A 23812-nucleotide genomic window follows, 5' to 3' on the forward strand; every position below is an offset into this window, starting at 1 on the left:
CCCAACATGGACATGACCAGCGGATGCCCCTGTATGACGATCAGTCCCACGATCGAGCGATCACGAACCGAGGAAGATCGGACTTAACGTCCACTCAGGTCAGGGACGTCCTGACATTGATCAGCTCTGCGCCGGACAGTGAGCTGTACCGCTGTTTCATCCCGGGCTGGGGTATCCGTGCTCATAGCGCCACCGACCTGCTCTTCCAGATCGCCTTCTGCTTCCAGTGCCATGGGGCTCGCCTGTGGGGGCCGGGGGTGCCCGCCGAGTTGGATGGGATTCACGGCTTTGATCCGGACAGTCCTCCGGCCCTTGAACTGCTTCAACGATTCCGTGGCTCCACGCCGGGCCGGCTCAAAAGGATCTTCCGACGCAGTTGAGGGGCGCCATGCCTTACCGGGCGAAGTACCAATCATGAGGCAGCCGTCTGTAACGCCCGGGGAGGTGGACGTGGAGGTGCTCGACCTCATCGTCGCGGCCCGGTCGATGTGAGGTCACCCGCTGCCGGAGCCGCGAAGCGGGCCTGGCGATCTCGGCAGAGAATGCAGTTGTCGTCCCCGTGGTTTCCATGAACGATCCGGGTGTGACCACGTTGTTTCTGACAGTCGACCTGCCGGGGGCCGGAAAGACCACAAGGCCTCGGCAGCTGGCCAAGGAGCACAACGCGCTTCGGCTGACGCCTGATGAGTGGATGATTCCGCTGTTCGGTGAGCCGGAGGCGAACGGGAAACGCGATGTCCTGGAAGGACGGCTGCTCGCGCTTGCCCTGGAGGCGCTGAGGCTTGGAACCAACGTGGTCCTGGATTTCGGATGCTGGTCTCGTGACGAGAGGTCCGCGATCCGCTGGTTGGTGGAGTCTGTAGGCGCGTCCTGCCACCTCGTGTACGTGCCGGTGGACCTGGAGACCCAACGCGCTCGGATCGCCCATCGCCAAGCGACGGCTCCAGATCAGACCTTCCCGATGAGCGAGGCGGACCTCTTGCACTGGAGGACGCTGTTCCAGGAGCCCAACGCCGCAGAACTCGACGAGCATGAAATCGGAAGCCCACCTCCTGGTTGGCCAGGCTGGCCCGAGTGGGCCGCCGATCGGTGGCCATCTTTCACGTGACTGTCCGGCCCCACCCTGGTCCGGCCCTGCCCGGGAGCGTGGTCGACCGGCTACTCGCCTGCTGAAATCGCTTCCTCTGTCATGTGGTCGAGCCGGAGTGATGCGCCGGTGGGTCAGTGAAAAGGGGCATGCCCAGGTCGACCAGCTGGGGGCGGCCGTCGGCGGAGGTCCGGTTGAGGCTGGTGAGCTTGGCCATGGCGGCGTTGAGGCTGACCTGAAGTCCTTCGACCTCGCCGAGCCAGCCGTTGGCACGAGCCTCGGTGATGCGCTCACGGAGGTTGCGAATGATCTCGATGAGGCGGGGCCGCTGCTGCGGATCGATCTGGAGCACAGGACAACGGATGCAGTCGTGTTCGTGCTGACAGGGGGTTCCGTAGGGTCGCCCGCAAGTTTGCCCAGTGACACCTTGCGGAGCTCGAAGTGCTGCTGGAAGTCGTGCCACTCCTGCTCGGTGGGCTCGCGGTACTCGTCCTGCGGTCGGTCAGCCCGGCGTCGGTCGAGGAAGCCGCGGTAGGTCCGCACCAGGTCGTCCTGGAAGACCGCAAGGTATGCCTGGGTGGTGGTCAGCGTCTTGTGCCCGAGGGTGCGGGCGGCGATGTGGACGGGCAGTCCGCCGGTGACGGCCTCGGTGGCGAACATCCTGCGGAAGTCGTGCGGCGTGTAGTTGGGCGAGGATTTCGACTTCGACGACGACGAGGAGATGAGCCGTCGGCTCCCCCGTCTGGCCGCCCTGTTCCTTGGCACAAACCCCTGAGCGAGTCTCCTCGCGGTTCCGTGATGCTCATGGCTGCGTGAGGATACGGGTCCGGAGAAGTTCGAACGAGGCCTGGCCGCCCCTCGCTCGCTTCAGCGTTTCTACCCGGTTCACATGCCCTTCGACAACTCTGGAACTCCACGGCAAGGTGAGCCCGGCGGTGACTGCGTCGAGGTCCTGGCGAAGGAAGCCGGCGAACTCCTGGATCGGCTTCGGCGCGTCCTGTTCGGCCTGGCGGATCCACTCCAGCAGAGGTATCCCCGCTGGCGGCGGACCAGGTCGGCGCAGGCCTGGGTGAGGTCGCAGGCCAGGGTGATGTCCGGGCAGGCGAGCCGGACCTCCAGAAGCCACTTGTCCTGACTGTCGGTGAGTGTCTCGCGGGGCCGCATGATCCAGGCGGTGATCTTGCGGGGGCTGGGGATGTCGGCCCGGACCGGGCCGGCGGTGCCCGCCCGCAGGGGCGGCGAGATGTTTGCGGACGACTTGGCGGCTGCCCCGGTAACACGCGCCTGGATCTCCAGGAACATCTGAGTGCCGCTGACCTGGCCTTGAGCTTCCGTCCTGTGGGCGTGCGTGGTCGACGGTGATAGCGATGGCTTCCTTTAGGGCAGTGGGTCGGCATGGCAGAGGGCCCTCACGCCATCAGCACGCTGATCGACATCCACGAGCGCGTGAACAGCGGTGACGCGTGGTGGCCACAACCACCGCGCAGTCACGCTCCGTGCTGGAGCTGTCCCCGCCGGAGGCCCCCGTGGCTCGTCACCGGCGGAAGAGTACGCCGCTGGCCAGCGCGCCCAACGCACCAATGCCCATGATGTGATGGACCTGCACAGCGACCAGTTCCTCGTGGTCACCAAGGCATACAGAGGCCGAGCTCAGTACTGACTTGGGCCGCTAGCTGTTGGCCGGATCAGGGCGGTACCGCTGGTTGACTGCTAGTCGCCAGATCCTGCTGCTGTCTGTCGACGACGACGGTCAGGCCTATGGCATCGCCCAGGGCGACGACACTGCAGCCAGTGCGCCTGTGGCGGTGCCGTTGAGCACAGGGCATCCGAAGCCGTTGCCGCACGGTGTGCAACCGCCCTTCCTTTCCCTTCGCGCGGTCGGTGCCTTCTCCCCGCCGGCGGACGGCCCCGGCGTGTTGTTCGCCTTCCTTCGTCGTCGCTGAAATGCGGCCTGGAAGGGGAGGCGTACCGGATGCCTCCCCTTCCAGGCCAGGCGGATGGCGTTCGCCGTCGTGGGGTCGGACCAAGTCGGTGAGCACGTGGTTACCTGCCCGCGGCGGGCGGCCGCTCCCTACGCATGAGGCAGGCCATCATGCAAAAATCGGACCGAGGCCACCGCCCACATCAGCGCAAAGTGGGGTGTGCGCACTCATACACGCACCACCTGGCGCAACGGGCACCGCGCGAAGGTGCTCACGCCCCAGGCCGGCGATCTGAACCTGGGCATTCCCAAGCTCCGCACCGGAAGTTTCTTCCCCAGCCCCGACGCACTGCTGTCTGCGGCTGACGACCGCGTTGCTCAGCGAGATGCACGATGAAGGGATCGCCTTCGCCCGCCGCTACCTCTCCGAAGGCAGCATGGGCTCCCTCTGCACCGACCACGATCCCGTCGAACTCCCCGCGGCTACACCGCCACAGGGGACATGACCATGACGGCGGCAGCGTAGGAGGCTTCGTCGCGGCGTGCGAGGTACCCGGCGCCGGATCAAGTACGCAGCCGCTTTACTGTTGACCAGGGGAAACAGCACCGCACAGCAGCGCCGAGCATCCCGCGGCAAGGATTCGATCCCACTCCTGAAGCGGGTGTCGCAGGTTGGAATCCTGCCGGGGGCACCAGATCAGCGGTAGCTCCGGTCAGGGACGCCCGGCGTGCTCGAGCGGCCGGGCGGTCACGGCGGACGATACGCCCGAGATACTCCCCGCGTGCCCTGCCCGGCGCATGACGTAAACTGGGCGCACCGACGCGGGGTGGAGCAGCTCGGTAGCTCGCTGGGCTCATAACCCAGAGGTCGCAGGTTCAAATCCTGTCCCCGCTACCAACGCACCGGCCCCCTCGACACCAACATCGAGGGGGCCGAAAGCATGTAGGGCGCCGGGCTTACGGGGCAGGCGAGGCTGCCGCGGCCGGCCGGGTGGCGATGCGCACCCGGCCGCCGTCGTACTCCGCCACCTCACCGGGCAGGATCAGCAGCCCCGGCTCGTCCTGCCACGCCGCGCCGATCCGGCGGACCTGGACGGCCGGACCCCGCGCGCCGGCCATGAACACCGTTGGATCGACCTCCCACCCGTGCTTGCCGAGCCACTCCTCCAGGGCCGCGGAGTCCTCGCTGCTCGCACCGCGCGGCCACTCGTACGTACTCGTCACGACGTATCCCCCTGTCCGTGAACGGATCACCGGGTCGATCCTGCCACCGGGCACTGACAGCAAGGTCGCGGGCGCTTTCGGCTCAGTGCTCGCCAGCTCTACGAACGGCAGGCCATGGCTGGCGTAGTGCGGTGGATTCTTAGGTGCCCTTGCGCGGTGGCACCTTCCAAACATCGGTCAGGTACCGCTCTGGCAATGCTGGTTGGCGTCGTGAATCTCCGTCGGATCGACCTCCCCCCGGTCCTCGCTGAGCCACTGTTCCAGGGCTGCCGAGTCCTCGCTGCTCGCATCGCGCGGCCGGGACGGCGCCGGTGGCCGAGGACCACAGACACACTGGTGGCGGGTCAAGCCGAGGAACAAGCTGAAACCGGCATGGATCCGACGGCGGGCCGTCCGCCGCGGTCCCGGCCGCGATCCGGTCCAGGGGCGCCGCGAGGCTCCGGGCCGGTCGGCCACTGAGCACGGGTGAGGGAGAGGAGGAGGCGGAGGCCGGCCCCTGGGGGCTGGGCCGACTGCCGTGTGTCGGCCCAGGCCCGGTTCACCTCGCGGCTACGGAGTCATGCCTACGGCACGATCGTCCAGCGCTGACAGGCGTCATCGCTGCAGTTCTCGATCGTCACGTAGGCCGCCTCCCGCGCCGAGGGCACCAGGCACAGGTGCGCGGCCTCGTTGCGGAAGCGGAGGGAGCCGTCCCCGTACATCTCCGCCTGCCAGCGGTGGCCCGTGCCGTCGTCCCTGGCACCGCGGTCCGTGCAGTCGTGCAGCAGAGAACGTTCGCCGGGCCGGAGCTCATGGGTGTCCAGGATGTCGACGCACCGTCCGCCGCTGCCGAGCCCCTTGAGCCGGACGATGTTGTCGCCCAGGCCGGCGTATTCCATGTCCCAGCGCTGGGTGTAGACGTCGTTGCGCCGACGGGTGGTCAGCGGGGTGCCGTCACGGCCGGGCTCACCGAATTGGTCCAGGCAAAGGCCATTCCACGCGCGCAGCCGGGCCTGCCCGTCACCGGACTCCCACGCGCGGTCGGACACCCCGCGGGAATTGTCCCACCACTGCTGGGAGGGACTGCTGCCGCACGCCAGGGCCAGGACCTGCTGCTCGTTCCCCAGACCGGTCAGGCACAGCCCCGGATAGGCCGAGTTGTGCCAGCGCAGCGGGCCGCCGGGCGCCCCCAGGTCGTCGGGGTGCCACTGCGCGAGGGGCGAGTCGCACGACAGCACGATGACGGTCAAGGGGAGGAACGGGTTGAGGCCGGGGCACATCCCTCCATGCCACCGCCCGCGGCGATGGCCCTGTCCCTGTGGGCCGCCCGCGTCAACGTCCCGTTCCCCGCCGCTGTCCCCGTTGCCCGCCGCTGCTTGGCCTTCGCCATCGTGGCCTTGGGAGCCGGGCATTGTCTCCTTCGCTCTGGCCCTTGCGCTCGGATGAGCTGGACTCCGTGCTCAGCAGGGAAAGGGCCGATCCGGCAGCCCGGTCCGCCTACGAGCACGGCATGCGTCGACCCTGTGGGCGCGGTGCCCCCGACGCGGTTGCACTCCGTCTCCGTGTGATTCGCCACACTCAGTTACGTTGTGCACAATTTAATTGCTCGCTAGCGTCAGGGGTCGAGACCACCGCACAGGGAGGCAACACCATGGATCCCGTCCGCTACGAGGACTACCGTTCCACCGAACGCCCGGACTACCAGGAGGAGTTGGATGCAGTCGTCGCCCAGGTGGCGCGTCGTACTCGTGCCTCGGTCGAGCGCGAGGCCGTCGGCCGCGCTGTCCGCACCGCCCACGGAAAGACCTACGGCCTCCTCAGGGCCACGGTCACGATTGGTGACAACCGTGGCTTCTACGAGCAGGGCATCTTCGCCCGACCGGCCGTGCACGACGCCGTCGTCCGTTACTCGAACGGCTTGGGCCACCAGCGCCCCGACCACCAACTGGGCGCGGCGTGCGGAATGGGCGTCAAGCTGTTCGGCGTTGGCGGCCCCTCGCTGCTGGACGACGAACGAGACAGTGGGACGTTCGACCTCAACCTGATCAACAACGATGTCTTCTTCGCGAACACCGCCTACGACTACATGGTGATCGAGGATCTGTTCGCCGAACTGCCCGAGGCCCTCGTGGACCCAGTCCGTCGCAAGACCTGGATGGCGGAGTTCCTGACCCGCCGGCAGACGCTCACCGATCCCGGCAGCTGGCTGTGGGACGAACTGCTCGCCATGCTGTCGTTCACCAGTGTCCCGCGCAGGAACCTGCTGTCATACACCTACAACAGCATGGGCGCCTTCCGGTACGGCGACCACATCGCCAAGATCCGTACCGTGCCGACCGCCGCGTCCCTGGCCTTGCTCACGCACCAGATCGTGGACGTGCGCGCGGACAACGAGGCGTTCCGCCGCACCCTGGTGGCCGAGGCCGCGGAGCGAGACCACTCCTTCGAGCTCCAGGTCCAGCTCAACACCGATCTGGCCCGCATGCCGGTGGACAACACGTCCGTCAAGTGGCCCGAGAACCTGTCCCCCTGGGTGACGGTCGCCCGGGTGGATATCCCGCGCCAGGACATCGGCGGGGACGACAACCTGGTGGCCGCCGACGCCACGTCGATCACGCCGTGGCGATCACGCGAGGAACACCGGCCCATCGGCGAAATCCAGCGGGTGCGGCAGGAGGTGTACCGGCGCTCGTCCATCGAACGGCACCGCATCAACGGACAACAGCGGCGCGAACCGGTCAGCAGCGCGCAATTGCTCGGCTGAGCCAGCTCAGCCGCGTCCCGCCGCCTGCGCTGACCGCACTCGGACTGCGGCCGCGCGCACGCGACCCGGCAAGGGATTCTCGACGCCGCTCATGTGCTCTTCCCAGAGCGTGGTGACGCATGGCCGGCAGCCACTCCGCAGCGGCCATGCTTGAGCGGCGCTGCGGAACTCAAGGAACCCTTGGGGCAGTTCGCTTGGCCCTGCGCGTTCGGAGCGGCGGTGGGAGTCGGGCCTGCATAGGAGGGTCAGCGGGTGGGGTCGAGAAGGATCTTGCGGACGCCGTCGGAGCGGCCTGCGAACAGTTCGTACGCCGCCGGGCCTTCGGAGAGGGGGAAGCGGTGGGAGACCACGACTTCGGGGTTGATCCGGCCGGCACGGGCGAGGGCGATCAGGGGAGGGAGTTCGTAGTGCACCGAGCACAGCCCGATAGCGAACTCCAATTCCTTGACCTGCGCCATTCCCATGTGGAAGGGGAATGCCTTGCTCTGGCTGACCCCGACGACGCTGACCCGGCCGGCCTGTCGTACGGCCTTGAGGGCGAGCTGGATGGTGGCGTCCGAGCCCACGGCCTCCACCACGGCGTCCGGCCCGCGTCCGCCGGTCATGTCCCGTATGGCCGTCCGCGCGTCCTCGCCCTCGACCGGCTCGACACCCAGGGTGGCGGCGAAGGCGCGGCGCTCCGCGACCAGGTCCGCGCCCAGCACCCGCGCGGCGCCCATCGCGAAGGCGGACTGGGCGGCCATGAGGCCGACCGGGCCGAGGCCGATGACCAGGACGGTCTCACCGGGCCGGATGCGGGCACGGCGGCAGCCGTACCAGGCCGTGGGGGCGTTGTCCGTCAGGACGACGGCGGCCTCGTCGGAGATGCCCTCGGGCAAGTGCACCAGATTGACGTCGGCGTAGGGCACCGCCAGGGTCTGGGCCTGGCTGCCCGGGAGCTGCGGGCTCACTCCGTAGCAGAGCTCCGTGCTGGACGTGGCGCGCTCGCACCGCGCGGTGAACCCGGCCGCGCACGACCGGCACTGGGCACATCCGACGGAGGCGGGCACCAGAACCCGGTCGCCGGGCCTGAAGCGGGTGACCTGGCCGCCCGTGTCGACGACCACGCCGACGCACTCGTGTCCCGTTGTGTAGCCCAGTTCCGGGCTGAACGGGTTTCCGCGGTAGATGTGCAGGTCGCTGCCGCAGATGCCGGCCGCGGTCACCTGCACCACCGCGTCGGTGGGGCTGGTGACAGCCGGGTCGGGGACATCCCCATAGCGGATGTCGTGACGGCCGTGGTAGGTCAGTGCCTTCACCGGATTACTCTCTCCTCAGCCCGGTCAGTCCGCGATCTTCAAAACCGTCGGCAAGGGCGCCGCCGGGTCGACCTTGGTCACGCCGCGCCTGTCCGACACGCAGCGCTCGTGCGCGCCGAACGCGCCCGGGACTTGGTTGTCGACCGAGGACCCGGAGCGCCGGGAGGCGGTCACCCTTCCCACCGCGCCGGTGCGCATCACCTCGCCGATCCCCACCGGGCGGATGCAGGACCTGCCCGCGTTCATCCAGCCGCGCATCTCCGGGTCGATCGACAGACAGAGCACCTGCACCACGAATTGCCCGCCGTCTGGCTGCCCGGTCAGCTCCTCGACGTGCTCCCGGTCGATGGGCCGCGGCTCTCCCACGGGACGTGCGGCCAGGCGCACCTGGCGGTTGTTTCTGTTCATCCCCGGCGGCTCCTTCGACGGTCGCGTTGGATCGACGGTCGGCCGCCCGGCAGACTGTCGTGTCGTGTACCGACGCTCCTGCGACACATACCGTCCAGTTGGTACGGACGGTGAGCGTACGGGTGCCGCGCCGCCGGAGACAAGGGGCCCGGTGCGAGGTATGGCTCATGTGCGCGGTCGGTCCAGACACGCCCGGTATCCGACGTCGCGCCTGACACGCCACCTGCAGCAGACCCGGCGCGCCGTCCAAGCTCCCCCTGTGCTGCTACCAGGTAACCGCGCTGGCGGTACAGCGCATCACGTCGTAGTCCCCACGGGCGATCTTCGCCAGTGAACGGCGCTCGCAGCCCAGCCTGCCGAATTGCGCCGTCACCGTCCGAGATCAGCCCGCCGCCGACGGCTCGTGCGAGCCGTGGGCGACGGCGGGCCCGGCAGCGCGGTGAGGCGCTCCGGAGGTGGCGCGCTCTGCCCGGCGGGGGGGCGCTACGGCAGCTTCACGAACGGCGCCAGGAAGGCGCGGGCCCCCGGGGTGTCCAGGCGGTACGACACGTTCGTCGCATAGCACGGGCCGTCGCCGGTGATCGTGGTGGCCGCGAGCACGCTACGGCCGCCGATCACGGCGAAGTTGGGGCCGCCGGAGTCGCCGTAGCAGGCGCCGCCGTTGCCCTGGGGTTCGGTCATCGCCAGGCGGACCCACGCGTCGTTGAGGGCATCGAAGGTGACAGGCGCCTTCATCCGGACACCGCCGCCGGGGTGGGTCTGGCCGCCGGGGCCGCGCTGGGCCTCCTGGGTGCCGTACCCGGCGACGAACCACTCGGTGGAGTTCAGCGGCTGTGGGCCGAGCGCGCCGAGTTGGTTGGCGGTGGGCAGCGTGGCCGGGGTGAAGGTCCAGCGGGCCTTGACCTTGGTCGCGGGCAGCTCGATCACCGAGATGTCGTGCGGGTCGGACGCGGGCCCGGGGTAGTCGGGATGGCTGTGGGCGGTGCCCTGGACGGCGACGGCGCCTGCCTGCGCGGCCGGATCGCCGGGGTACTTCTTCGCGGCGGCGTCGAGGCCGGCCTGCACGTCCTGGTCCAGGGACACGTAGAACTTCACGTTGTCGGGCCAGTCGGTGGTGCAGTGCGCGGCGGACAGGAACGTGTCCGCGTCGATCATGGTGCCGGAGCACACCCAGTCGACCCGGTCGGGTGTCGTGGGGTCGCCGTCGTTGTCCCAGGTCGCGACCAGCGCGCCGACCTCGGTGCGCTCGGGTGCGGGTGTCGCGTTGTACGAGTTGATGGCCGAGGACGGCAACGCGGTGGCGAGCACGGCGGCACAGGCCGCGGCGGTGACGGCGGAGGCACGTAGGGCGATCAAGAGAAACCCTTCTACCGATGTGATGGGTGTTCTCCTGTGGGGGGGGAGCAGCGTCAGTGAAGCGCCTGGGGGCGGCAGTGACAAGAGCACGCCCGCCCTTCCAGGGTTTTCCCTATGCACCAGCTGTGGGTGCCGTGGCGTGCGAACACCGCCCGGCCTCCCCCTCTGCCTACTCCCACAGTTGTTGCACCGCGTCGTGAAGTGCGCTTGCTACTGGGCCAAGCACCGCGGTCGTGCGGCCTAGATGATCGATTCCAGGGGTTTAGTACTGCAACGGTCTTTGTGCTGATTGCTGGCCAGTTTCAGGGGCTATGTCCGAGTCGTTTGTAGTGGCTGATGCGGGCTTGGTGTTGGCGTCTGCGGCGCCAGTGCGACCAGTTGAGGATGTGGTCGACCGGTGCGGGCCGGCGGTGGGTGAGTCGGGTGATCAGGCGTCTGATCTCAGCGAGGCTGAGGTGGATAAGCTGGAAGGATCCGTTTCTGCTTTGTCGGTGTCGAGTTCGCGGGCGCGCAGGACGGTGAGGCAGGCGTGGGCGGCCATGGCCAGGGTCATGTGGCGGTGCCAGCCCGGGTAACGGCGGACCTGGTAGTCGTCCAGACCGCATTCTTGCTTCGCGGTCTGGACGCATTCCTCCACGGCCCAGCGGCTGCCCGCGATGCGGATCAGTTCATCGAGCGTGGTCTCGGCCGGGCAGTAGGCGATGTAGTAGGAGATCTCCTCGGGCCGGCTGACGCTGCGGCGGGCGATCACCCAGTGCCGGCGGTCGGGTCGGTGCCAGGGGCGGACTTCGACTCGGGCCCAGTCGAAGATCCGCCGGCCGTGGGCACCGTCGCCGCAGGAACGGCGTTTCCATTTCTGCCGGGCCAGGCCGGGGAGCAGGTCATGGACGGGGTGGTCGAGGGCCCAGCGAGTGACGACAGTGTCGTGCCGGGTGGTGGCCATGACGTGGAAGACGTCGGCCTGCTCCAGCTCGAACCGCCAGCCCTTGCTGAAGCCGTAGGCGGCGTCCGCCGTCACCCACCCGAACGGAATCTTCTGCACAATCGCCCGGCGGACCATCGCCTTGGCCATGGCCACCTTCGTCTCGAAGCCGACCTCGTCGTTGATGCCGGCCCGCCTGCACCGCTCGCGGTCATCCGTCCACGACGTGGGCAGATACAGACGGCGGTCGATCAGCGTGCGGCCACGCGGTGCCGCATAGGCGAGGAAGACACCGATCTGAGAGTTCTCCGTCCTTCCTGCGGTGCCTGAGTACTGCCGTTGCACGCCTGCCGACCTCGTGCCCTTCTTCAGGAAGCCCGTGTCGTCCACGATCAGCACGGCATCCCGGTCACCCAGGTGTTCGACGACGTAGTCGCGCACGTCGTTCTGGACCTCGTCGGCGTCCCAGTCGATGCGGTTTAGCAGCCGATGGAGGCGGTCCGGTGCGGCATGGCCTGCCTGGTCGGCCAGTGTCCAGCCGTTCTTGCGCTCCAGCGGAGCAATCAGCCCGCGCATATACGCAAGCGCCGACTCCCGCGGCTCTGCCCTCGCAAACCGGTGCACGAACCGCCCGTGCAACCGCTCCAACTCACCCGCCCACACACCGACATCAGCAAGGTCCCCACCCATAACCACATCAACGACGGACCTGGCCAGCAGTCACGACAAAGACCGTTGCAGTATTAGACCGTGTCCTACATGGTCAGTTTGAGGAGCCGTTTGTAGCAGCAGAGGGCTGCGGCGAGTCCGAGAAAGGCCAGGTAGTTGCCGGGTTTGCGCTCGTAGCGGTGGTTGAGGCGGCGGTAGCCGGTCAGCCAGGACATGGCGCGTTCGATGACCCAGCGGCGGCGGCCGAGTCGTTCACTCGAGTCGATGCCCTTGCGGGCGATGCGGACGCCGATGCGCTTGCCCCAGAGCCATCGCCGCAGGTGAGGGATGTCGTAGGCCTTGTCGGCATGGAGACGCACGGGCTTGGAATCGGCTGCATGAAGTTCGTGTCCCATGTGGAAATGGGACAGCATCGGCTTCAGCGCGAGGCTGTCGTGGGTGTTGGCCGCGGAGAGTCCGACGCGTAGGGGCAGTCCGGCCGCGTCGGACAGGACGTGCATCTTGGAACCGGGCCTACCTCGGTCCACGGGGCTCGGACCTGCAAGTTCGCCCCCTTTTTCGCGCGAACGTGAGCCGAGTCGAGGACCGCGCGGGACAAGTCCACCAGCCCCTTTTCGTCCAGGAGCTGAAGAACCTTCTGGTGCAGCCGGCCCCATACCCCGGCTCTGGACCAGATCAGGAACCGACGATGGACCATCGACTTCGACGCGCCGAAGCACGGCGGCAGTGACCGCCAGGCACAGCCGCTGACCAGCACGTAGATGATCGCGGCGAACACCGCCTCATCATCGATGTTCGCGACCCCGCCGCCCTGCGGTCGCACCCGCGCCGGCGCCAACAACGGCCTCGCCAACTCCCACAGACCGTCCGGAACGATCCAACCCCACCGCCCACTCCCCATGCCCCACTCAACTACCAACAGGCCATGTAGGACACGGTCTTAACGCCTTCGACATCACCTTCGACGGCCGACTCTCAGCAGCCCGTCAGTAAACAACAACCCGAGTTACACCGCTCGTTTGACAGCCCCTCCGCCCCCACGAGGCGCTCGCCTGGAACCGGCCCCACGACGTCCACACCGGCGCAGCCGACCCCCTCGTCCCCAACTTTCCCGAGCCCGAAAACCTGCCAACTACTTGACGCGGGACAGCCGGAGCCTCGCACCGCTCCGTCTGCTCACTCATCCCCGCAGGCTATGGGCGCTGCTCACCCCACGTCCGGCAAGCCGGGAACCCTCTCCCCGTATTCCCCCCAACGCAACTGAACCCGACACAGCGGCAAAGTCCCCGCGATCGACCGCCCGCAGGGCCATCCACCGTCCGACCTTCGACCCGAAAGCTACCTGCGGGTTACTTGTCACCTGATTCGCCGCTCGTTAACGGCACCCCCGGATGGAGGCGACCTTGCGGTTCATCATGGTCCGCATCCGCGGCCAGACCAGCCATCGCCGGATACCGCGGACATTGGCGCCGTGCAGCCGGTAGAACGAGTCCGGATCGTCGAAGACGCCAAGGTCGTGATTGACGCCGGTGGCCTGGATCTGCGTGTCGGTGCCTTGCCAGGCGACCGGCGGATCCGCCAGATCTTCCGTGCCCACCCCGTACCCGCAGAAGGCGCCGCTTTTCACTTGCAGGTTCGCGCGCAGGCCCTCAAGGTAGGGCTGGTCGAGGATCACGCCCTCCAGCCCAACCCAGCGGCCATCGTAGAAGACCTCCGCCCAGTTGTGGACTAGGCTGGCGGGTGCGGCCCGGTAGAACAGGCCTTCCATGATCCCTTTCTGCAACCGCTTGGCGACAGTGGCGCCGTGGGAACGGCAGCCGCTGCCGGTGGCTCGCAGCAGCGCCATCAGCAGCGTGGTCTTGGTATTGCATTGCCCGTACCCGTCGGCGAGCACCGCCGAAGCGGGCAGGTCGTCAGACTCGTTGTAGCCGAACGCGATCTCGTTCTGAACAAAGTCATAGATCGCGCCGATTCGCTCGTGCTCGGGCAGGTCCCTCCAGCGGCGATCCCGAATCAGGGCCTGGATGCGCGGATCTTCGAAATCCAGGAGCCGTGTATCTCGAAGATGACGCTCTTCCATAACACCAGCGTATACCGGGGCAGGGAAACCCTAGTGACCTGCGCTTCCTCGACCTGCGGCCCTTCCAGCCCTCCTCGGACATCGCGCTCGTTCCCGAGTTCCGCGATCTCCTTGCGCTGCCGGGCGTTCTCCTCCCGCAGCCGACGTAGTTCGTCGCGCTCGGACCGCTCAGCCCGCCAGACGCCCTTTGCACCTCCGACCGGCGCCGGGCCTGACGGACCCAGTTCTGCAGCGTGCCCGGACAACCCGGCGCCCGGCAGCTCACCGCCCCGGTACCCACCACGGCACACCGACCCCGGGCTCCCAAACTGTGACAGCGAGAGTACGGACGGTAACGGCAAACGAGGGACGACACCCCCACCCCGCCGAGCGCCTCACCAACCGCCGCCCACCCCGGCAACCATCAGCCAGACCATGACCCACATCGACTGGGACCGCATGACCCGGCACACCAACCTCGCCTGCGCCCTCGAAGAACACTTCGGCCGCCCCCGCACCTGGCCCCTGACTATCCGCGCCGCCTACACCCAGCTCATCACCGTCGAGGACCTCATCGGCACCGACCAATACGCCGACGTCCTCGACTGGGCCGTCTGAGAGCATCACCGTGCCCCGGGCGGACCGATCCGCCGCCCCCGCCTTTGGACCGGGCACGGCCCCCTGACTCGACCGGCACGGCCGTCCGCACCATCAGCGAGCGGCGTCCTCGGATGGAGGCACGAGCACGACTTTCCCCGTCGCCGCCGAGCGCTCGAGGAGTTCGTGTGCTCGACGGGCGTCCGACAGCGGCAGGCGCTCGGCCACGACCGGGTGGATCTGGCCACGACGAAGCAGTTGGAGCAGCGCGTGGAAGTCCTCCCGGAACCAGTCCGGGTAGCGGGGCCCGCCGCCCACGGGGAGTAGTCGGCGACGACCCACAGGAAGCACTTGGTGACCTTCGTGCAGCTTCTGGACATGGTAGGCGAGCACCCGTCGGTGGGGCGAGAGCAGACCCCAGAGCGCGACGCCCAAGGTTGCCGCGTACCACTCGATCCACCCTCGCCAGTTCTTGCGTCCTTGGGCAAGCACGGCGTAATGGCCGAACAGGACAAGCCTTCCGCCGGGTCTGAGCGCGCGGAAGGAGCGAAGCGACAGCATGCCCCCAAGCCCGTCGAGTGCGACGTCCACGCCTTTCTCGGGGAGTTGGCGCACCACGGTCAGGAAATCCTCGTTGCGGTAGTCGATCGCCACCGCGCCGAGCCGCTCGACTGCGGGACGATCTCGAGCCGAAACGGTTCCGTAGAGGCGAAGCCCGGCCACCGCTCCGAGCTCGAGAACCGCCGTGCCCACCCTGCCAGCCGCGCCGTGCACGAGCACCGTCTCCCCGCTCCTCACCTTCGCCACGCGGTGAAGCAGCTGGTAGGCGGTCATGTACGTGAGAACAAGTCCCACGACCTCCGCCGGGTCGAGGTCCTCGGGCACCTCGACCGTGTCCTTCTCCGCAAGGCAGACGCGCTCCGCATAGGCGCCCCACACCGTCAGCGCGGCAACGCGGTCTCCCTTGCGCAGCCTCGAGCAGCCCGGACCGAACTCCTCGACGACACCGACGAGCTCGTAGCCAGGCGTGAAGGGTGGCTTCGGGACACCGAGATACGAGCCGGCGCGCAGCAGGGCGTCGGTGAACGAGACACCGGCGGCCAGGACCCTGACGCACACCTCGCCTCGCCCCGGTCGCGGATCGTCGTCCTCCACGATCCTGAGTACCTCGGGGCCGCCAAAATGGTCGACGACGACACGTATCATCACTTCAGTCTAGGCTCGCCGCCCCGTCAGTACATCCGGTCAATCCGGCGGACTCGATCGGCACAAGACCGCATTGAGCCTCATTCCACCTGCCTGGTGCGCAGCAAGCACGGATACCGCCACGCTGGCTAATGCTCAGGACTTGAATCACCTTAGAGCTTGTTGTCGTTCCGATCTTGAGCGGTGTTCCTCGAACGGGAGTCTCGATCGGATGATGGTGCCCGGGCCCGGGCGTGAGAGCAGGGCCTCTTGGTAGCTCAAAGGGTGTCTACGCCAACGAGCTGTCCAGGAGGCCTGTTGCCGCAGTTCTACGGCATCGCCGAGGCGGAGTCCACTTCGGCCACTCCTCTGTGTGACTGCCTGGCTCACCGGTTCGGCAACGCCGTCGACACCGGGGTGCGTGAGCGCCGCTATCCCACCGACATGTCGGACGCCGAGTGGGCGGCGGTGCGGCCGCTGCTGCCGACGCCGGGCTGGCTGCGGGGTCGGGGCGGGCAGCCGGAGGCGTACTGCCACCGCGCGATGCTGGACGCGATCCGCTACCTAGTCGATAACGGCGCAAAGTGGCGGGCCATGCCGGCCGACTTTCCGCCGTGGGACCGGGTCTACGCGTTCTTCCGACGCTGGCGCGATCACGGTCTGGTCCGCGAGTTCCGCGACCGGCTCCGCCGCCGGGTCCGCGAGCAGGCGGGCCGGGATCCGGAGCCGAGCGCGGGCGTGATCGACTCTCAGTCGGTCAAGGCGGACGCCGTCGTCGGTGCGGACAGCCGCGGCTTCGACGGCGGCAAGCTGATCAACGGCCGCAAGCGACACGTCGTGGTCGACACACTCGGCCTGCTGCTCGCGGTCATGGTCACCGCGGCGGATGTGGGCGACCGCGCCGCCGCCCAGGCCCTGCTCACCCAGGTCGCCGCCGCGCACCACCTACTGGCCCTGGTCTGGGCCGACGGCGGCTACACCGGCAGCCTCGTCGAGCACAGCCTGACGTTCTTGGCCCTGGTCCTCACGATCGTCAAACGCAGCGACGATACGCGCGGCTTCGTGGTGCTGCCTAAGCGCTGGATCGTCGAGCGGTTCTTCGCCCACCTGATGCGAAGGCGCCGCCTGGTGCGCGACTTCGAGCGCTCCACCAGCAGTGCCGAGGCGATGGTCTACTGGTCAATGACCATGATCATGGCCCGTCGCCTTGCCCGGCTACGCCGGTCGCGAGCGTGAACCGGCCCCGGCGCCGGGGGCGGTGACCTCGACCAGGCCGGCACACGCGATCATCCGCACATGAGCTACGACCTGGCTGTGTGGGATGGGGAGCAGCCGCGTGACGAGGAAGCGGGCGCGGTCTTCGACGAGCTTTACGAGCGTTACCTCGATTCGGAAGACGTGCTCGCGGAGCCGTCGCCGCGCATTCAGGCGTATGTCGAAGCACTCGTCGAGCGGTATCCAGACGACGTTTTTGGCAGCCCTTGGGCGTCACCGCCCGTCATGGATGAGGCCTCGGGCCCGATCGTCTATCTGCTCATGTCCTACAGCAGGGCGGAGGAAGTCTCCGAGTACGCCGCTGCCCTGGCTCGCGAGCACGGGCTCGTCTGCTACGACCCCCAGGGAGAAACCCTGCGGGGCTGAGCGCGGTCTGCCGGTTGATGTGGAAGCTCATGACCCGCCGCCTGGCCCGGCCATGTCCTGCGCGAGCGTGAACCGGCCCGGCGCCGGCTCGACCAGCCACCCCCGGGCGACCAGTCGCTTCGCCTTCGACCGCAGCGCCTCCACCTTCCCGGGCGCTGGGTCCAGGCCGAAGCAGGCGGCCATCTCCTGGCAGCTCAGCGGACCTTGACCGAGCCGGTGCCGGTCCGCGAGAACCTGCAGGATGCGCTGGTAGTCCGTCGACAGCGCCGACCAGGCCAGCCCCGAGCGCCACATGGGCACCACGGACTTCGGTTTCGCCGCCTCCGCCGGTTCGGAACGAACCGGCGGTTCACCACGATCGGGTAGGTTCTCTGACGCGGGGCCATCGTCGTCCGGGGCCAGCACCTCGCCCACCCGCGAGCGGGCGATGACCCACTCGTTCCACTCACGCTCGGCTACGTCCAGCTCGGCATGGATGCGGTCGGCCTCCTCTCGCAGCTCGTTCACACGGCGGCGAGCGGTGAGCTCCCGCTGTTCCAGCAGCCCCATGACCGACGGCATCCCCGACCCCCACCAGAGCGACAACACGACACGTCACCACTGCCACGGGACCGCCGACCCTATGCCTGACCAGCGAAAATGCAACTCTCAAACTCGGAAAGACAACAGCTTCTGATAGATCAACGATGGACCAAATTGAATGCGCTGCACTGCTGAGACGCGGCCTGTCCCGGGCTGGAGCTCCCGCGCTGAAGTGGCTTCGACGTCGGCAATCGGCCCCATCGAATTGGCCATCGCTGGCGCCGACAGGCGTTCGATGACGGTCCGCGGTGGCCCCACCGTGTGGTCGTCACCGCAGGCGAGCGGCTGTGGGGCCGCTTCGAGTCGTCACGTCTCGACGAGCGGTGACTACCCCACCGGTTGGGATGACAGTGCGCGGCAAACAGCACGGCGAGGGAGCGCTGCATCGGCTCGGCGACCGGCAGCGTCGCGAAGTCGTACGCCCGCACCCCGCCGTGGCGGTCGACGTGCCGGACGACGAGCCCGCCCGGATCCAGGGGTTCGGGGCGGATGTGGTCGCCTGGGGACAGGGCGGCCCGGCGTCCGCGTCGGCTCACGCCACACCCCCAAAGGGGGCGAGGCGGTCGTCGAGGTCCTGGATGCCCTCCGACTCCCGGGCGATGCGAGCGAAGACCCTATCCAGCTCCGGCATCGGCGCCTGGTCCGGATCGTCATCGGCGGTGGCCAGCATCGCCCGCAACTGCAGGTCGGCCACGGGCGCGAGGTAGATGTCGACGGTCGTCTGCCGGGAGGCGTGCCCCAGCAGGTTCTGCACCATGAACCACGGATCCCCGTACAGCAAACGGAAGTCCCGCCGCTCGGCCGGACTCAGCCCGAACCGCCGGTCCATCAGGTAGTTCAGCACCACGAGCATGTACAGCGCGAACGAGTGCCGCGCCGAATGCGGCGTCGCGTACGGGGCGAAGACCTGATGCGGATCCATCCCCAGGTACTTCGGCGGCGTCAGCACCTTCGCGCACCGCTCGTTCGCCGTACGGAACACGCCGTCCCAGGAGTGCGGCCGAAACGGCATCCCCTGCTCGTTCAACCACATCCACAGCGGCTCCGGGCCATGCGGCCCTTCGGTGAACAGCAGCATCCGTTCGCGCACAGACAGCAGATTCAGCTCCCGCTCCCCAGCGACGTCATGCCGATCCCGCCACCGGACCTTCGGCTTGAGCCCTCGCGTCACCTCGGTCACCAGGCGCAGCTGACCAAGCCGCTCGTACCGGCCGGCCTGCTGGGCCTTGCGGACCACCCACGCCCGCGAGGAATCGACGTACGCCTCGACGTCGCCGAGCGCGTCGGCGGCGACATAGAACGTTCGCGGCCTCTTCGAGCGGGTAACGGCCGCGGCCACCTTCCCCCGGTAGTACCGACCCCCGCCGATCCGCCGCACGGGCAGCTCGAACGTCAGCAGCGACCCGCCCTCGCTTCGCCGCAGCCCGGACGACGTCAGCAGTCGCACGAAGGCCACGTTGCGGTCCTCAAGCCGTCCCGCCCAGCCCGGCTGCGGAATGCCCTCGCGTGTGTGGCCGCGCAGGCCGACATCGATCCACTTCCGCCACGTCCTCGGCGTCAGCCAGTGCACGTTGCTCGGCCGGACGTCCTTCGGCACCGCGTCCGGCACCGAGATCACCTCGCCGTTGCGCCCCACGATCTGCCGCACGGCTAGCGGGCTGCGCACCAGGTGGCCCTCACGGACAGCCCACCGAAACAGGCCAGCGAACGCGGCCAGTTCACGCCCCCACTTCGACCCACCGACCCGGCTCGGATTTCCCTCCGCCCTCCGCCGCCAGTGCTCGTAGTCCTCCAGATCCCTCGGCGTCGCCTCCAACCAGACCCGCCCGCGCTTCCACAAGAACGTCAGCAGCAGCGCAATGTCCGTGGCGTAGTTGCGGCGGGTCTCCTCCTCATAGCGCCGGAAGGTGCCGGACTGGCCGTACAGGCTCAGCAGGGGGTCCACCCGGTGATCTGGTGACAGGAAGACGGGGTCGCCGGCCATGACGCCCACCGCGTCCTCGCGAGAGGGCAGGTTGTCCCATCCCTCGACGACCCTGCCCCGAACTCCGCCCCGTACCGCGTCCGGCGGCACCCAGAACACACGCCAACTCACCGCGAGCACACCTTTCTTGATCGGCTTCAACACGCCAATTCAATAGGGAACTGCGGGATACCGGCCTCGCCCTCGGGATTCCGCCGCAGGTCGTCGGCGAGATCGTCAAGAGCTTTCCGCACCTGCGGGCCCGGGACATTCGCGGCGCCCTGGCCGAATTGCCGGAGCTGCGGCAACTCGCCTCCCAGGCGGGGAAGTTCGGACCGTTGTGGGAGCTCGCCGAAGGCCTGGACTCGCTGCCCCGTGGCTACGCCATGCACCCGTGCGGAGTGATCCTGTCGAACGCGGCGCTGCTGGACAGGCTTCCGGTGCAGCCGACCCCGGCCGGCTACCCGACGGTGCAGGCCGACAAGGAGGACGTCGAAGATCTCGGTCTCCTGAAGCTCGACGTCCTGGGCGTCCGCATGCAGTCCGCGATGGCGTACGCGGTCGCCGAGATCCGCCGCACGACCGGACGCCTGCTCGATCTCGACAACCCCGATCACGTCAGCCTGAACGACGAGCAGGCCTTCGAGATGATCCGGGCCTCGGACACCGTCGTCCTCTTCCAGCTCGAAAGCCCCGGTCAGCAGGATCTGGTGGGCCGCCTGCAGCCCCGGCACATGCAGGACGTCGTCGCCGACATCAGCCTCTTCCGCCCCGGCCCCGTCTCCGGGGGCATGCCAGCTCGAGTCGCGGCATTGGCCGTGTCCCCCGCCGATCTGTCGCATTACAAGCGGGCTGGAAGCACTGCGCGCGAGATCGTGATCAAGGGTCGGAGAGTCGCTTTCCGGTCGCGTTCATGTGACCGAGGACACAACCGAGTTGGGGCGTGGGCCACCGTCCGTTCGAGGGTCTCAGACCTGGAGCTCCGCGGCCATGCCGGAGGCGACACCGTCACCAGATCCAGGCGCACGTGGAGGGGCTCACGCATCTCCACGTAGCGTCCGGCTATTCCATGCGCTACGGCGCATCCCATCCCGAGGCCTTGGTACGGAGAGCCGCCGAGCGGGGCACGGAGTGGCTCGCTCTGACGGATCGCGACAACGTCACCGGGGCCGTTCGGTTCGCGAAGTTGTGCGCAGCGCATGGAGTGCGCCCGATCTTCGGCGTTGACCTGGCAGTTGCTTCCACGAGGATTGGCGGAGGTTTCGCGCCTGTCCCCGGCGCTCGGCCGAGCCACGGCAACCTCGTGACCCGGCGGTCCCGCCCCGCCTCCGATCCGAGGCGGGGCGTCAGTCCACGGAGTCCCTCTCCGGCGTCCCGTCGTCCACGGTGTCCGGATGTGAGACGCGGCTGGCGGACTGGTCGTCGGTGTGGTCCGCCCCTTGCGGGTCGATAGTGGCCGCCCAGCGTCCCGCCCAGCGGGCGAGGGGGTTCAGGGCGTGGCGCGCCTCCTGTCCCAGCGGGGTGAGCTCGTAGCGGCTGTCCGGTAGTTGGTGAATCACCTGGGCATCCAGCAGTTCGGTCAGGCGCTGCCGCATCACGCTGGAGGACATGTCGTCGCACCGCTTCTGCAAGGGGCGGAATCCAAGCGGGCCCGCGCGAAGCTCCCACAGGATGCGCAGACTCCACCGCCGCCCGAACAGATCGAGTGCGGCCATGAGGGGGCGGCCGGTGGTTGAGCCGCGAACAGGATTGCCAGGCCTGGGCGTTGCCATGTCGGGATGTCCAGCTCTCCAGGGTTGATGCTTCGAATACCGACACGCTAGCATCAGCGGCCGCTTCGGAAATCGAAACGGAGGAGGCTGTTGTGGCACCTGCCCCGACGACCTGGGTGAGAGGCGTTCCTGAAAGCCCGTGTCGACGGAGGCGAGACCGGCCGGGAGGACCGATACATGCGCATGGTGCCCCGAGTTCGACGTCGGCGCCGAATCGCACGGACGGCTCACTCGGAACTTGTTCGTGGCGGGGGGACGGATGACCGGCACACGGGAGATCGAGTACAGGATCCACCAGGTCCTGTGAACCGGCCCAGCGGAACTTCAGTGCTGCCTCGTCGGCGGTTGCCGCCACCAAGCCAACATCCACTCAGAGCTGGAGACCAGATGACCACGACCGAGTTTCCCTCGGCGGCAGCACGGGCCGCCGCCGCTGCCGCCCTGGCCGAGGACGCGTCAGGGAAGGACATCACCACCGTGTGGAGCGTTCCCGAGGAACTGGTGGCCACGGCCGAGATCCGCACCCGGCAAAGCGGCATCGCCGCCGGCCTCCCCGTGGTCGCCGAGGTCTTCGCGCAGGTCGACCCCGAGGTCAAGGTCGAGCCGGCCGTCGCCGACGGCGCCCGACTGGCCGACGGCCAGGTCCTGGTGCACCTATCCGGTTCGGCGCGCAGCCTGATCACCGGGGAGCGTACGGCGCTGAACTTCCTGCAGCGGATGTGCGGCATCGCGACGCTGACCGACCGCTACGTCCAAGCTGTGGCAGGGACCAGGGCGCGCATCCTGGACACGCGCAAGACGGCCCCGGGCCTGCGCGCCCTGGACAAGTACGCGGTCACCGCCGGCGGCGGCCACAACCACCGCCTCGATCTCGCGGCGATGGTCCTGCTCAAGGAGAACCACATCGCCGCGGCGGGCGGGGTGACCGCCGCGATCGAGGCGGTCAGGCGCGGGATGGCGCGCACCGGGCAGACCGTGGAAAGCGATGTCGAGGTGCAGAACGTCACCCAGGCCGCCGAGGCCCTCGACGCCGGAGCCCGCTGGATCATGCTCGACAACATGCCGGTGGCCGACATCGAGCAGGTCGTGAAGTTCCGGGCCGGGCGGGCCGACGCTTCCCGGATCCTGCTGGAGGCCTCGGGCACCATCCGCCTGGACACAGTTCTCGCCATCGCCGGGACGGGCGTCGACCTCATCTCGGTCGGGGCGTTGACGCACAGCGCGCCCGCACTGGACCTGACCATGCTGCTGACCACCGGCCCGGTGCCATGTCCGAGGTAGCGGTCGTCGTCGCGTGTCAGCGAGACGGCGCGGGTGGCAGCCCGACCGCCGTTCTGGATGATGCGCCGTTCACCGACGAGGAGCGATGCCGCATTCCCACGGCGTTGGGAACATCGCACGCCGTCTTCCTCCGCGCGACCGGAATCGAGCGTCGTCAGCCCGCGTACACACTGCGGTTCTTCACCGCCCAGGGCGAACTGCCCGCCTGCGGCCACGGCACCGTCGCCGCCCTCGCCGTGCTCGCCGAACGGGAAGGCGGCGACCACGACTACCGCGCCGCCCTGCGTACGGCCCACCGCAGCTTCGACGGTCGGGCAAGCCGAAACGGTGACGGCCTGACGGCGTCGTTCGACCCGGGCCCGGTCAGCCTGCGTAGCACCGGTGGACCCGAACTGAGGGCAGTCGCAGGCGGCCTCGGACTGACACAGGACGCGGTAGCCGGCGACGCCTGCGTGGCGTCGAACGGGCGGCCGAGGCTTCTGCTGCCCATCCGATCCCGCGCCGCACTGGCCGAACTCACGCCGGACTTAACCCTGTTGCGTGCAGCCTGTGACCGCTACGGTCTGCTGGGCTGCTACGCCTACTCGCCCCCGGACCGACACGGCCGAGCAACAGCCCGGATGTTCGCCCCGTCGATCGGCGTCCCCGAGGACATCGCCAACGCCAACAGCACGGCCTGCCTGGCAGCGCATGCTGCCGGGTTCGGCACACACCGCCTCGCTGTCGACATGGGTGATCACCTCGGCAGCCCGTCCACCATCACAGCGACCGCCCACCGCGACCGCACGGGACACCGGATCCGAGTCGGCGGCCAGGCAGCGATCGTGCGCACGGTCATGCGATGAGGCCTGCGCGCTCAAGGCGAGGGGGCCGGTGCGCAGCAGGTCCAACTGCTCCTGTGAGAGCCCGGCCAGTTCTGGCGGCATCTGTGGCAGGGGCTCAGGGCTGATGGCCGATCACGTCGTACTGGTGCGACTCGTACCTACTTGTCGGCTCCTCTTCGTTCTAGTCCGGGCCGCGGCCCTTCCGGCGAGGCCAGTCATCGACTCGACCGGCTCTGGCTCGTCCTCGCCCGCCGACGCTCACCCGAGACCAATCCGATCG

Annotated in this window: 22 protein-coding genes, 1 tRNA gene and 4 pseudogenes; 13 read left to right on the forward strand and 14 right to left on the reverse strand. The window is 68.4% G+C overall.

Annotated elements, in window-relative coordinates; genetic code table 11:
* Together ACFY3C_RS44410 and ACFY3C_RS44415 are read left to right on the forward strand one after the other, a co-directional pair.
* On the forward strand, nucleotides 1–380 hold a 380-nt coding region (locus ACFY3C_RS44410; RefSeq protein ID WP_390774985.1), incomplete at its 5' end, for a hypothetical protein.
* 203 nt (nucleotides 381–583) lie between these two features.
* Nucleotides 584–1108: an AAA family ATPase gene (locus ACFY3C_RS44415; RefSeq protein ID WP_390775017.1), complete on the forward strand. Its 525-nt coding sequence runs from the start codon at nucleotides 584–586 to the stop codon at nucleotides 1106–1108.
* 79 nt (nucleotides 1109–1187) lie between these two features.
* Here ACFY3C_RS44415 and ACFY3C_RS44420 read toward each other — a convergent pair whose 3' ends face one another.
* Both ACFY3C_RS44420 and ACFY3C_RS44425 read right to left on the reverse strand, forming a co-directional pair.
* Nucleotides 1188–1439 carry a hypothetical protein gene (locus ACFY3C_RS44420; RefSeq protein ID WP_390774986.1) on the reverse strand — a complete coding sequence of 84 codons (252 nt, stop codon included), beginning with the start codon at nucleotides 1437–1439 and terminating at the stop codon, nucleotides 1188–1190.
* A 266-nt stretch (nucleotides 1440–1705) separates the two neighbouring features.
* A pseudogene (locus ACFY3C_RS44425) lies at nucleotides 1706–1852 on the reverse strand (hypothetical protein); the annotation flags it as partial.
* 691 nt (nucleotides 1853–2543) lie between these two features.
* Here ACFY3C_RS44425 and ACFY3C_RS44430 point away from each other — a divergent pair.
* The 3 genes and pseudogenes from ACFY3C_RS44430 (at nucleotide 2544) to ACFY3C_RS44440 (ending at nucleotide 3906) form a co-directional block, all read left to right on the forward strand.
* Nucleotides 2544–2747 carry a hypothetical protein gene (locus ACFY3C_RS44430; RefSeq protein WP_390774987.1) on the forward strand — a complete coding sequence of 68 codons (204 nt, stop codon included), beginning with the start codon at nucleotides 2544–2546 and terminating at the stop codon, nucleotides 2745–2747.
* A 457-nt stretch (nucleotides 2748–3204) separates the two neighbouring features.
* Nucleotides 3205–3405, forward strand: a pseudogene (locus ACFY3C_RS44435) (transposase); the annotation flags it as partial.
* 424 nt (nucleotides 3406–3829) lie between these two features.
* A tRNA-Met gene (locus tag ACFY3C_RS44440) sits at nucleotides 3830–3906 on the forward strand.
* Nucleotides 3907–3965: 59 nt separating this feature from the next.
* Here ACFY3C_RS44440 and ACFY3C_RS44445 read toward each other — a convergent pair.
* A complete protein-coding gene (locus ACFY3C_RS44445) occupies nucleotides 3966–4232 on the reverse strand; it encodes a hypothetical protein (protein ID WP_390774988.1) in 267 nt (88 codons plus the stop codon).
* Nucleotides 4233–4795: 563 nt separating this feature from the next.
* Nucleotides 4796–5461 carry an RICIN domain-containing protein gene (locus ACFY3C_RS44450; RefSeq protein ID WP_390774989.1) on the reverse strand — a complete coding sequence of 222 codons (666 nt, stop codon included), beginning with the start codon at nucleotides 5459–5461 and terminating at the stop codon, nucleotides 4796–4798.
* A 401-nt stretch (nucleotides 5462–5862) separates the two neighbouring features.
* Between ACFY3C_RS44450 and ACFY3C_RS44455 the strand changes: the two genes are divergently transcribed.
* Nucleotides 5863–6975, forward strand: coding sequence for a catalase family protein (locus ACFY3C_RS44455; RefSeq protein WP_390774990.1), 1113 nt, complete (start codon nucleotides 5863–5865; stop codon nucleotides 6973–6975).
* A 245-nt stretch (nucleotides 6976–7220) separates the two neighbouring features.
* On the opposite strand, the gene ACFY3C_RS44460 is transcribed toward ACFY3C_RS44455, so the two are convergent.
* The 6 genes from ACFY3C_RS44460 to ACFY3C_RS44485 form a co-directional block, all read right to left on the reverse strand.
* A complete protein-coding gene (locus tag ACFY3C_RS44460) occupies nucleotides 7221–8273 on the reverse strand; it encodes an alcohol dehydrogenase catalytic domain-containing protein (protein WP_390774991.1) in 1053 nt (350 codons plus the stop codon).
* A 24-nt stretch (nucleotides 8274–8297) separates the two neighbouring features.
* A complete protein-coding gene (locus ACFY3C_RS44465) occupies nucleotides 8298–8681 on the reverse strand; it encodes a hypothetical protein (protein ID WP_390774992.1) in 384 nt (127 codons plus the stop codon).
* A 483-nt stretch (nucleotides 8682–9164) separates the two neighbouring features.
* The gene (locus tag ACFY3C_RS44470; protein ID WP_390774993.1) at nucleotides 9165–10037 is read right to left on the reverse strand and encodes a trypsin-like serine protease; all 873 of its coding nucleotides are present in this window, start codon (nucleotides 10035–10037) and stop codon (nucleotides 9165–9167) included.
* Between the two features lie 427 nt (nucleotides 10038–10464).
* Nucleotides 10465–11649 (reverse strand): IS701 family transposase, encoded by a 1185-nt coding sequence (locus tag ACFY3C_RS44475; protein ID WP_390774994.1) that lies wholly within the window; start codon nucleotides 11647–11649, stop codon nucleotides 10465–10467.
* A 65-nt stretch (nucleotides 11650–11714) separates the two neighbouring features.
* Nucleotides 11715–12529, reverse strand: a protein-coding gene (locus tag ACFY3C_RS44480; RefSeq protein ID WP_390774995.1) for an IS5 family transposase whose coding sequence is annotated in 2 segments (ribosomal slippage) — nucleotides 11715–12187 and nucleotides 12187–12529 — 816 coding nt in all. Because the reading frame shifts where the segments join, the coding sequence is not laid out codon by codon here.
* Nucleotides 12530–13003: 474 nt separating this feature from the next.
* Nucleotides 13004–13708: a transglutaminase family protein gene (locus ACFY3C_RS44485; protein ID WP_390774996.1), complete on the reverse strand. Its 705-nt coding sequence runs from the start codon at nucleotides 13706–13708 to the stop codon at nucleotides 13004–13006.
* A gap of 414 nt (nucleotides 13709–14122) precedes the next feature.
* Between ACFY3C_RS44485 and ACFY3C_RS44490 the strand changes: the two genes are divergently transcribed.
* The gene (locus tag ACFY3C_RS44490; RefSeq protein ID WP_390774997.1) at nucleotides 14123–14305 is read left to right on the forward strand and encodes a hypothetical protein; all 183 of its coding nucleotides are present in this window, start codon (nucleotides 14123–14125) and stop codon (nucleotides 14303–14305) included.
* 93 nt (nucleotides 14306–14398) lie between these two features.
* Here ACFY3C_RS44490 and ACFY3C_RS44495 read toward each other — a convergent pair whose 3' ends face one another.
* A complete protein-coding gene (locus tag ACFY3C_RS44495) occupies nucleotides 14399–15490 on the reverse strand; it encodes a medium chain dehydrogenase/reductase family protein (RefSeq protein ID WP_390774998.1) in 1092 nt (363 codons plus the stop codon).
* Between the two features lie 423 nt (nucleotides 15491–15913).
* Between ACFY3C_RS44495 and ACFY3C_RS44500 the strand changes: the two genes are divergently transcribed.
* Together ACFY3C_RS44500 and ACFY3C_RS44505 are read left to right on the forward strand one after the other, a co-directional pair.
* Nucleotides 15914–16705, forward strand: a complete 792-nt coding sequence (locus ACFY3C_RS44500; protein ID WP_390775018.1) for an IS5 family transposase — start codon at nucleotides 15914–15916, stop codon at nucleotides 16703–16705.
* Between the two features lie 60 nt (nucleotides 16706–16765).
* A complete protein-coding gene (locus ACFY3C_RS44505; protein WP_390774999.1) occupies nucleotides 16766–17110 on the forward strand; it encodes a hypothetical protein in 345 nt (114 codons plus the stop codon).
* A gap of 27 nt (nucleotides 17111–17137) precedes the next feature.
* On the opposite strand, the gene ACFY3C_RS44510 is transcribed toward ACFY3C_RS44505, so the two are convergent.
* Both ACFY3C_RS44510 and ACFY3C_RS44515 read right to left on the reverse strand, forming a co-directional pair.
* On the reverse strand, nucleotides 17138–17671 hold the full coding sequence (locus tag ACFY3C_RS44510) for a hypothetical protein (RefSeq protein WP_390775000.1): 534 nt from the start codon (nucleotides 17669–17671) through the stop codon (nucleotides 17138–17140).
* Nucleotides 17672–18224: 553 nt separating this feature from the next.
* Entirely contained in the window at nucleotides 18225–19787 is a 1563-nt protein-coding gene (locus ACFY3C_RS44515; RefSeq protein ID WP_390775001.1) for a site-specific integrase, read from the reverse strand.
* 47 nt (nucleotides 19788–19834) lie between these two features.
* On the opposite strand from ACFY3C_RS44515, the pseudogene ACFY3C_RS44520 reads away from it, so the two are divergent.
* Both ACFY3C_RS44520 and ACFY3C_RS44525 read left to right on the forward strand, forming a co-directional pair.
* Nucleotides 19835–20467, forward strand: a pseudogene (locus ACFY3C_RS44520) (DNA polymerase III subunit alpha); the annotation flags it as partial.
* A 257-nt stretch (nucleotides 20468–20724) separates the two neighbouring features.
* A pseudogene (locus ACFY3C_RS44525) lies at nucleotides 20725–20895 on the forward strand (PHP domain-containing protein); the annotation flags it as partial.
* Nucleotides 20896–21001: 106 nt separating this feature from the next.
* On the opposite strand, the gene ACFY3C_RS44530 reads toward ACFY3C_RS44525, so the two are convergent.
* Entirely contained in the window at nucleotides 21002–21481 is a 480-nt protein-coding gene (locus ACFY3C_RS44530; protein ID WP_390775019.1) for a winged helix-turn-helix transcriptional regulator, read from the reverse strand.
* Nucleotides 21482–21814: 333 nt separating this feature from the next.
* Here ACFY3C_RS44530 and nadC point away from each other — a divergent pair, with 333 nt between their 5' ends.
* On the forward strand, nucleotides 21815–22708 hold the full coding sequence (nadC, locus tag ACFY3C_RS44535; RefSeq protein ID WP_390775002.1) for a carboxylating nicotinate-nucleotide diphosphorylase: 894 nt from the start codon (nucleotides 21815–21817) through the stop codon (nucleotides 22706–22708).
* Nucleotides 22696–23553 carry a PhzF family phenazine biosynthesis protein gene (locus ACFY3C_RS44540; protein ID WP_390775003.1) on the forward strand — a complete coding sequence of 286 codons (858 nt, stop codon included), beginning with the start codon at nucleotides 22696–22698 and terminating at the stop codon, nucleotides 23551–23553. The genes nadC and ACFY3C_RS44540 overlap by 13 nt, the downstream gene beginning before the upstream one ends.
* Nucleotides 23554–23812 lie beyond the last annotated feature (259 nt).

It is taken from the genome of Streptomyces sp. NPDC001410 (assembly GCF_042895235.1).
Lineage (GTDB): Bacteria > Actinomycetota > Actinomycetes > Streptomycetales > Streptomycetaceae > Streptomyces.